Source organism: Pseudarthrobacter sp. PH31-O2 (assembly GCF_030063265.1).
In the GTDB taxonomy this organism is placed as follows: Bacteria; Actinomycetota; Actinomycetes; order Actinomycetales; family Micrococcaceae; genus Arthrobacter.
Window position 1 is genome coordinate 1 of record NZ_JASIST010000019.1, and the last position, 7,253, is coordinate 7,253.

General features: G+C 60.7%; 6 protein-coding genes. 2 read left to right on the plus strand and 4 right to left on the minus strand.

The window, feature by feature from the left end; translation table 11 throughout:
• Positions 1-108: 108 nt before the first annotated feature.
• Positions 109-480 carry a hypothetical protein gene (locus QMG72_RS17560; protein WP_283481330.1) on the minus strand — a complete coding sequence of 124 codons (372 nt, stop codon included), beginning with the start codon at positions 478-480 and terminating at the stop codon, positions 109-111.
• A gap of 780 nt (positions 481-1,260) precedes the next feature.
• Positions 1,261-1,908, minus strand: coding sequence for a hypothetical protein (locus tag QMG72_RS17565; protein WP_283481331.1), 648 nt, complete (start codon positions 1,906-1,908; stop codon positions 1,261-1,263).
• 850 nt (positions 1,909-2,758) lie between these two features.
• On the opposite strand from QMG72_RS17565, the gene QMG72_RS17570 reads away from it, so the two are divergent.
• Complete coding sequence (locus QMG72_RS17570; RefSeq protein WP_226775791.1) at positions 2,759-4,006, plus strand: virginiamycin B lyase family protein; 1,248 nt, start codon at positions 2,759-2,761, stop codon at positions 4,004-4,006.
• Between the two features lie 599 nt (positions 4,007-4,605).
• Positions 4,606-5,115, plus strand: coding sequence for a hypothetical protein (locus QMG72_RS17575; protein ID WP_283481333.1), 510 nt, complete (start codon positions 4,606-4,608; stop codon positions 5,113-5,115).
• A gap of 144 nt (positions 5,116-5,259) precedes the next feature.
• On the opposite strand, the gene QMG72_RS17580 is transcribed toward QMG72_RS17575, so the two are convergent.
• Positions 5,260-5,919 carry a pentapeptide repeat-containing protein gene (locus QMG72_RS17580; RefSeq protein WP_283481334.1) on the minus strand — a complete coding sequence of 220 codons (660 nt, stop codon included), beginning with the start codon at positions 5,917-5,919 and terminating at the stop codon, positions 5,260-5,262.
• A gap of 627 nt (positions 5,920-6,546) precedes the next feature.
• A complete protein-coding gene (locus tag QMG72_RS17585; RefSeq protein WP_282361081.1) occupies positions 6,547-6,819 on the minus strand; it encodes a DNA gyrase subunit A in 273 nt (90 codons plus the stop codon).
• Positions 6,820-7,253: the final 434 nt, after the last annotated feature.

The window sequence follows — 7,253 nt, forward strand, 5'->3', positions numbered from 1 at the left end:
CAGCATGGCCAACGCCACCGAATACCCGGTGGGCAGATCTGGTGGCCATGAGTGGGCAGTTTTCATGGCCACCAGCGGGCGTTTTTGCTGACCGCCAGTGGGCACAAACTATTGGCCATTGACACCAGTCGTCTTGTTCGGCAGTATGCGCAATCCCATACCCTCGCGAACTCTCGTAACCCGGTCGGGGGCAGCCCCGGTGATCTGGTCATAGTGGATGGTCGTCCTAAACACACCCGCGACCCGAATATGCACCCCATTCGTTCCGAGGCGCACGACCGCTTGCATCAAAAAAGCGGCGGCGAATAAGGCTACAAGCAAGATCGCGAGGACCAGGCTCATCACACTCGGGATCTCAGCGCTCAGCGGGATCACCACCGCAGACGTGGTAAGTACGCCGAGAATGAGCACACCTACCCGGTATGAACCTGGCATGAGCGTGAGGAATGTTAGATCCGAAACGTCGTGTCCTTCGTTCACCCCGCCATCGTTGCCGGAAGCGGTTCGGCCGTCAAATCAACTCACGGCAAGTCACGTCGCGGGGACCGTCCACCTCGTCGGCACGAGTAGGCGTCCGTGAGGCTTTTTAGCGATAAATGGCCGTTTTTCGCATCGCTATATATTCCACTGAGCCGTCCGCAGACGGATCCCTCACCGGCCACTGACCGGCAGCAGCGCTCCTTACCGTTCAGGGAATCACCACGTGCTCGTCTGCGTACTCAGACTGAGGTCCCGTGGCCGGGCAGTCTATCGATTCCATGGTCGCCATCTGTTGGTCGAAGCCGTATCTGACGCAGGCGTTGACAGTCCGCTGCTCCCCCCAAAACCCACCGCTCGTGGTCACGTGATCCCTCAAGTAAATGTCCGCGGTGGGCCGGCCTCCAGGCGGCGTTGCGACTGCGTAGACACCTGGCATGGCCTCTTCCAGTTTCTGGCGTACTCGCTCGGAAGAACCAGGAGCGGTGTCCTCCAGTATCCGTGTGTAGGTTGCTAGTGCCTTGGTGGCCTTTTCGCGAATACTGTTACGGCCGATCTCTTCAATAGGTGCGCGACCGCATGAAGGGAGGATAACGACCATTGTCGTCATCACCACGACGATAGTTACTGCACAGCGGTTCACGTGAGCGCCCGGGTCGGTAATTCAGCGTACAAGCCAGTTCCTTTTGGTTCAGATGGAATGATTGAGAGGAAGGACCTAGGGGCTGTAAAACAGTCTGCTTTGGTCCTCGCATGGCATGTTCCAGCGCTGCGGCGGCATGGCTACCGCCGGAGCTCAATGAATGTGTGTTCGTATCTATCCGGTTTCATGTAGTCACCTACGAACTCCAAGTCCAGCCCCTCATCGTTCCATACCGCCCGGTATGTCCCGGCGCGGAATGGGTCGTGCGCGTTATTGGTAGTCAGCGACGCTACTTTCACATAAGTGGGCCAGTTTCGGGGCTCGTAGATCGTGAATCCGCCCGCTATGAGGACTGTCCTGTTGACGATCAGCACGCTTCTTCCGTCAGTCGGTGCGTGCAGCGTGTACGCGGTCACCGGGGTGAGCAAAAACAACGTCAAGGCCAAGTATGAGAACACCAGACCGATGCAGATGCCGGCCACCCATCCGGAGGCCTTTACGAGGCGAGCTATCCAGGGATTTCGAATCCTGTGAATTGCACTTCGCACCACTAGATACACGCCAGCAACGGCGGGGACTATCGCCAGGAGGGCCAGGGCGGTTCCCAAAGTTATGGCGTTAATGTCCGGAGCGAGAAGAATATAGATGTCCGCGGAATCAAGCTGGAGGAGTGTCCAGGACATCAGCCCGAGACAGGCCGCTACCAGAAGCCACGCGATTCCCAGCCAGATGGAGCTTCGCGCACGGTTCCGTGCCGCGGTCAACGTGGCGTTTTCTTGGACTGTCATTCTCCGGCTTCACTCCTGGCATTCTTGAGCGTTGACTATCCGAGCCGCCGCTCGGCGTCCGATGAGGGTTTTCCGCGGCCACGGGTTCAGCGGGGGCCGATGAGGCAGCTGACTCATGTCTTAGGAACCTAGGACTGAATACCGAAGGTAGACCTTGAGCCCGGTGCGGTCATCAGAGATCCCGGTGCAGGTTTTACGCAACGTCCATAGGTTCATTGGCTCGCAACGTTCTGACACAACTCCCATCTCGGCAGCAAGTGACAGTGCAGTTTGCGGCTCTCTTATGTTGACAACCATTTCCCGCCAACAGCCTCCTGACCCACAGCGCTTGGAGATTTCCCCCGCTTCACTGGGCTGCGGAATAATCTGGAATGCAGAGCCGGGTGGAACTGCCCCTTCATCGATGGCGCTGCAGACCATCGATCCGATCCACGCGATCAAGACCAGCCCGAGCGCGAGCATTGAAAGACGTCCTACGCGCCGACGAGTCGTCATTTGAGGGCCCTCATGGACTGCGCCAGACACCGGGGCTGGCGGCGCTGTTTGCAGGATGTCCTACGAATGTTTACAGGCACACAATCAAATCGCAGAAGCAAAGATTGAGCGTTGCGCTTTCGAGCCATGTGTCCCCCAAATCGAAGACCTCAGACTACACGGCGGGCAGGTATGGATCGCCTAGAGATCGCCGGTCAGTGTCAGGTAGACAAGCCCTGAACGGGCGCTCTTTCCGCACACCAACGGACTTGCTGTCCGGACTCCATAGGGCCGAAAGTCGCCGGCGGCTGGACTAAGCTCCATGCAATGACATTGCGAAGCTGTGTGGTGCCACGTCTATTGGGGGTAGAAAAGCGTGAAGCATCAAAGTCTGAGGACGGCCGCAGCGGTGACGGCGGTCCTTTTCCTGGGGGCGGCACCGGCCGTGGGGGCTCCTGCGGAGATTCTCGACGTCGGCGGGACACCCCTCGGAGTAGTGGTTGGCAGTGACGGCACAGCGTACGTGGGCGATTACGGCGCCGGCGGGATTCGGGTGATACCGCCGGGAGCGTCCCAGCCTTCGCGCACGCTCAGTACGGGCATCAATGTCTCCGGGATCGCATTGGCCCCGGACGGCACGTTGTACGTGGCACAGCAGGACAGTGCCTCGGGTGAGGCAGTAGTGGGTGTCATACCGGCCGGGGCGGCGGGTGTCGTACGGAGCATTCCGGTGTCGGATGGGAACCATCTGATTGCCGCCGGACCCGACGGGACGGTCTTCGTTCCGAACCCTGCCGAGGGCACTGTGTCGGTCATTGCACCCAATGGATCGGCGGTGGACCGCATTGTTACGGTCGGGCCCGGCCCGGTGGAAGTGGCGGTCACGAAGGACGGCACCGCGTTCGTGACGAACCAGTACGGCGGGACGGTCTCGGTGATCCCGGCCGGGGCGGACACCGTCTCGCGGACCATCCAGGTCAGCTCCACGCCCGGGAGGACAGAGAACCCCCACGGGATCGCCGCCGGCCCGGACGGTAAGATCTATGTCACCAACATCAGTTCCAATCACGTCGCCGTCATCAAACCAGGCGCTGACGCCGTGGCCTACCGCATCTATGTCCCGGGCGGACCCACGGAGGCCGCCGTCGGGCCGGACGGGACCCTCTACGTGGCCAGCGCCCTACGTCCCGCCCTGTCCGTAATACCGCCGGGGACCAGAACAGCGGGTCCCTCGATCCCAACGGAGAGCAACCCCGGTCACCTTGCGGTAGCTCCGGACGGGACCATCATCGTGACGACCCCGGGCAGCGGCTTGGGAAACGGTTCCGTGGCCCGCTACGCCACCGCCGCTGCAGTTGCGGCTTCGGCCCCCGCCCCGGCCTCGGCACCGGTATCCGCCGCGACCCGACCCGGCGACGCGGTGACAACCCCGTGGAGCTCCCCGGCCGTAATCGCTGGAACGGCCGGAGCGGCAGCTCTCGTCATCGCCCTGCTCATCGTGGCCACGCAGCGCCGGCGAATGGCGTCCCTTCGCGACCGCGCCAGCGGGTCAGAGGAACACCCCGCCGATCACCACAGCGCAGGTTTCTGGAGCGGGCACGCCGATGCAGGCCAAAGCAAGTGATCTGGCCGAGCGGGCTTAACCGATTGTCCCGAGCTGATGTGGAAACCCGGACAGAAAACCGTAGCCACAGCTATCCGCGGGTCCACGCCACCCTGTCACCAACTTCGGATGGGCAGTTCGGTCGCAGGCAACGGTGTGCAGAGGTAGGAGGGGTCGCCAGCTATCTATATATGGCACGCTTCACTCCGCCGAAAGAAGTCAGTCCGAGCCACGATCGTCGCAAACAGGAAATGGCGAAAACACATGCCACTAGAGTTCATGGACATGCTGGCGCAGCCCAATCTTGGTTTCAGCCAGGCACTACTCTCAAATGCGAACCCGGAGTCAGTCGGGAATCATGACTGGCTGCGCGCTTCTCGACCTGCTAGCGGGCACCGTTTCTTGCATCGGTAGGGCTGGCGGACGGATCAAGTACGGCGCGAGGTAACCAGCGTCGACGGCGCGGTCATTTCATCGTGAAGTGAGACTGGCCTCTGGTCAGCGGCAGAGGATCGATACAGCTAGACTCTCAGCGCATGGGGACCGGGGGAAAAGTAAAGAGCTCGTTGAACATTCCGGTTCTGTGCCGCCTGGAGGCTGCGTGCCTGGCGCTTGCGGCCATGACCGCCGTGGCACAACTTGGCGCGCTGCTTTTGGTCATCGGCGGGACTGTACTGACTTTCTGGGCCGTCAGTGGCATGCTGCTGGTCGCCTCCGTGATACTTCGTCTGGTCTCCAATTGGGCAGCTCGCTGCATTGACGTGCCACCGTTTGCAGCGCATGTCCGGCTATTGCGCAGCATCGTGGCCTTTGCTGTGTGCCTCATCTGCCTGGGCGGCGCGTTCGGCGACCTGGGCGCCAGCTACCGCGTTCTAGATCCTCCTGCAGCCAACGGTTGCCGTGCCGTCGTGCGCGAGTTTTCTTTCCTCTTCGCCGGCAGGGGTGAAGTGTACGCGGTCAGGTTCGGCGGGATCGGATTGCGCGGGAGCTCGTGGACCACGGACGACGGGTATGAACCGGTTGCCGGCGGCTCGTACACCCTGGAGTGGGATGGGAACGATGGCGTCCTCAATCTCATCGGAGGCATTGACCCGGTATGGCCCGCCGTCCATGCCATCCCGTGCAGCTGAGCGGGAAATCAACGCACGGCCCAGCCCGGCGTGTTCGCTCATCGCGCGCCCGACCGCTCCGCCAAAATCCATCTCCATCGGTCAACCGGAGTACTTCATCAATGACGGCAGCGCCTGCACCTGATTTCCAACTGGCGAGCGTTCTTAGTCTCGCCTGAGAGATACCTGCGTCATCTGTAGGATACGTCCGGTAAAGGATCGGCTACCGGACACTTTTCCGCCGGAGGTTTTTGGGTGCTGACTGACCGGCAACTGCTGTGTAGTTGCCGGCCGGCGGGCACCACTGTGTCGTCGTAAGCTGTTTTTGGTCCAATGAGTAGGACTGCTGAAGTCCGAGGGCAGGCGCGTGTGGGCGTCGCCGTGGGCGGCGCTGAGTTGGGCCTGTGTCAGATAGAGGGTTCTGGAAAGATCGGCTCCTTCGAGACGGGCATCTCGGAGGTCAGCGCCGAGGAGGTCAGCACCTGAGAGGTCGCAGTCTCGCAGGTCCGCAGCGATGAGATAGGCGCCTCGAAGGTCTGCCCCACACAGCGACCTGGACTTCATATTCTTGCCCATGAGGTCTGCCCCCGGGACAAGCGCAGCATCTAGATGATCATCACCAGTTGCAAGGTATGAGAACCTCACTTCTTCGCTGACGTCCATGAGTACCGACCGAACCCGGGCGTGCATGTCGCCGAGGTTCAGGGAGAGGACCTTCTGCGTTCCGGCTATCGCAATTTCAATTGTCATTCTGAGCTCGTTGACCTGGTGCGAGGTGTCCGGGTCGAAGGTCCTGCTGGTAGCTTCTGCCAGGTACCAGAGCATTTCGTGGAGTTGTCGGACGACTTTGAAGGACGGGAACATGTCTTTCGCTGTTGCTGGATCCGCTTTCCAGCTGATTCCTTGGAAGAGGTTCTGGGAGACGTTTTGGCCAGCTCCGAAGCAGTCGAAGACAGTGCATCCTCGGAAGCCTCGCGGGCGCAGGCTGTCGTGGATGATGCAGGAGAAGTCGGAGGCAAGGTTCTTGCAGGGAGTTCCTGCTGGTTTGTCGATGGCGAAGTCCGAGGTGCGGAAAAGCCTAGGGCGGTGCAGCAGAGCGCGAAGCAGTTGGCGCAATCAGGGCGCAGTGATTCCCGGTCCAGGGCAGGTCAGGAGGGCGCGGCGGAGTCGGTCGATATGAAGGGCATGTGATCTTCTCTGGATGAGTTCGGTGAGGGGCCGGGTGCCAGGGGAACTCGCGAGGGAGTCCCCTTCGAGGGCACACGGAATCACCGCTTCCGAGGGAAGCGAACGGGAACCGCTGCATCGACTCTGGGTCACAGAGAAAGTAAGAATGTCACTGCGGTCAAACGTAGCATCACGTCCTGCCCGCCCGTAAGCCGATCGGCGTACGGGAAGCCGGCAACGCGTGCCGCGATGAGGCAACAGCAATTGATGGAGGGCGCGGAGTCCTCAGAGCCGGTCAGGCAACCTTGATCTAAGTTCCTCTGCGTAGGACGCGATGACCTGACGCCGGTTTCGGGTGAATGTTTTAGCCTGCATGTCCAAGACCGCCCGGCTCCCGTGCTCGTCCAAGCCCAACAGCTGACCCACCCGACGGATCGCTTCGTCCATGTCCTGTGAATCCTCGATCTCCTGGAAGACCTCGTCTCGCCGATCCATCGCATGCACTAGAGCCTCGTGGAGCATCAACTGCTGCCTGATCTGCCGCTCGTCCTCATTCATGCGGCGATTCTCGCACGACGAAGGTAATGGCACGGAATACCGCTGGAGGATCCCTTTATGAGGTTGCAACATGCAAGGAATAGCGCTTGTCGGTGTCGGTCGAAAACGCCGAACCCCATTGCTGAGAGTCACAATCAAAGACAGGGCTAAAACAGCCGCTGGTAGCGTTCAACGATGGGGACCAAGAACAGAGTTGTCAGATCCATCATCGTTTTCGTCGCAGGCTTTGTGCCTTGGGCGCTCCTGTGGGAGTCCATCGGAGCCGTACAGGCCTTCCTCACAGGGGTCGTCGTCGCGGCGGCGGCGGTGGTTGGGCCCCCGTTAGCAGTCCAGCGTCTATGCGATAGCTAATTGGTTTTCTTGCGTCCAGGTTTCCCAGTAGCGCTTCGGCGTCATGCCGTCCAGGGATCCGTGGGGCCGTTCATGATTGTAGA

Bases quoted from the DNA above. Each gene is read 5' to 3' on its own strand.
- QMG72_RS17580 (WP_283481334.1), bottom strand. From the start codon at position 5,919: ATGCTCTGGTACCTGGCAGAAGCTACCAGCAGGACCTTCGACCCGGAC.
- QMG72_RS17585 (WP_282361081.1), bottom strand. From the start codon at position 6,819: ATGAATGAGGACGAGCGGCAGATCAGGCAGCAGTTGATGCTCCACGAG.
- QMG72_RS17565 (WP_283481331.1), bottom strand. From the start codon at position 1,908: ATGACAGTCCAAGAAAACGCCACGTTGACCGCGGCACGGAACCGTGCG.
- QMG72_RS17575 (WP_283481333.1), top strand. From the start codon at position 4,606: ATGACCGCCGTGGCACAACTTGGCGCGCTGCTTTTGGTCATCGGCGGG.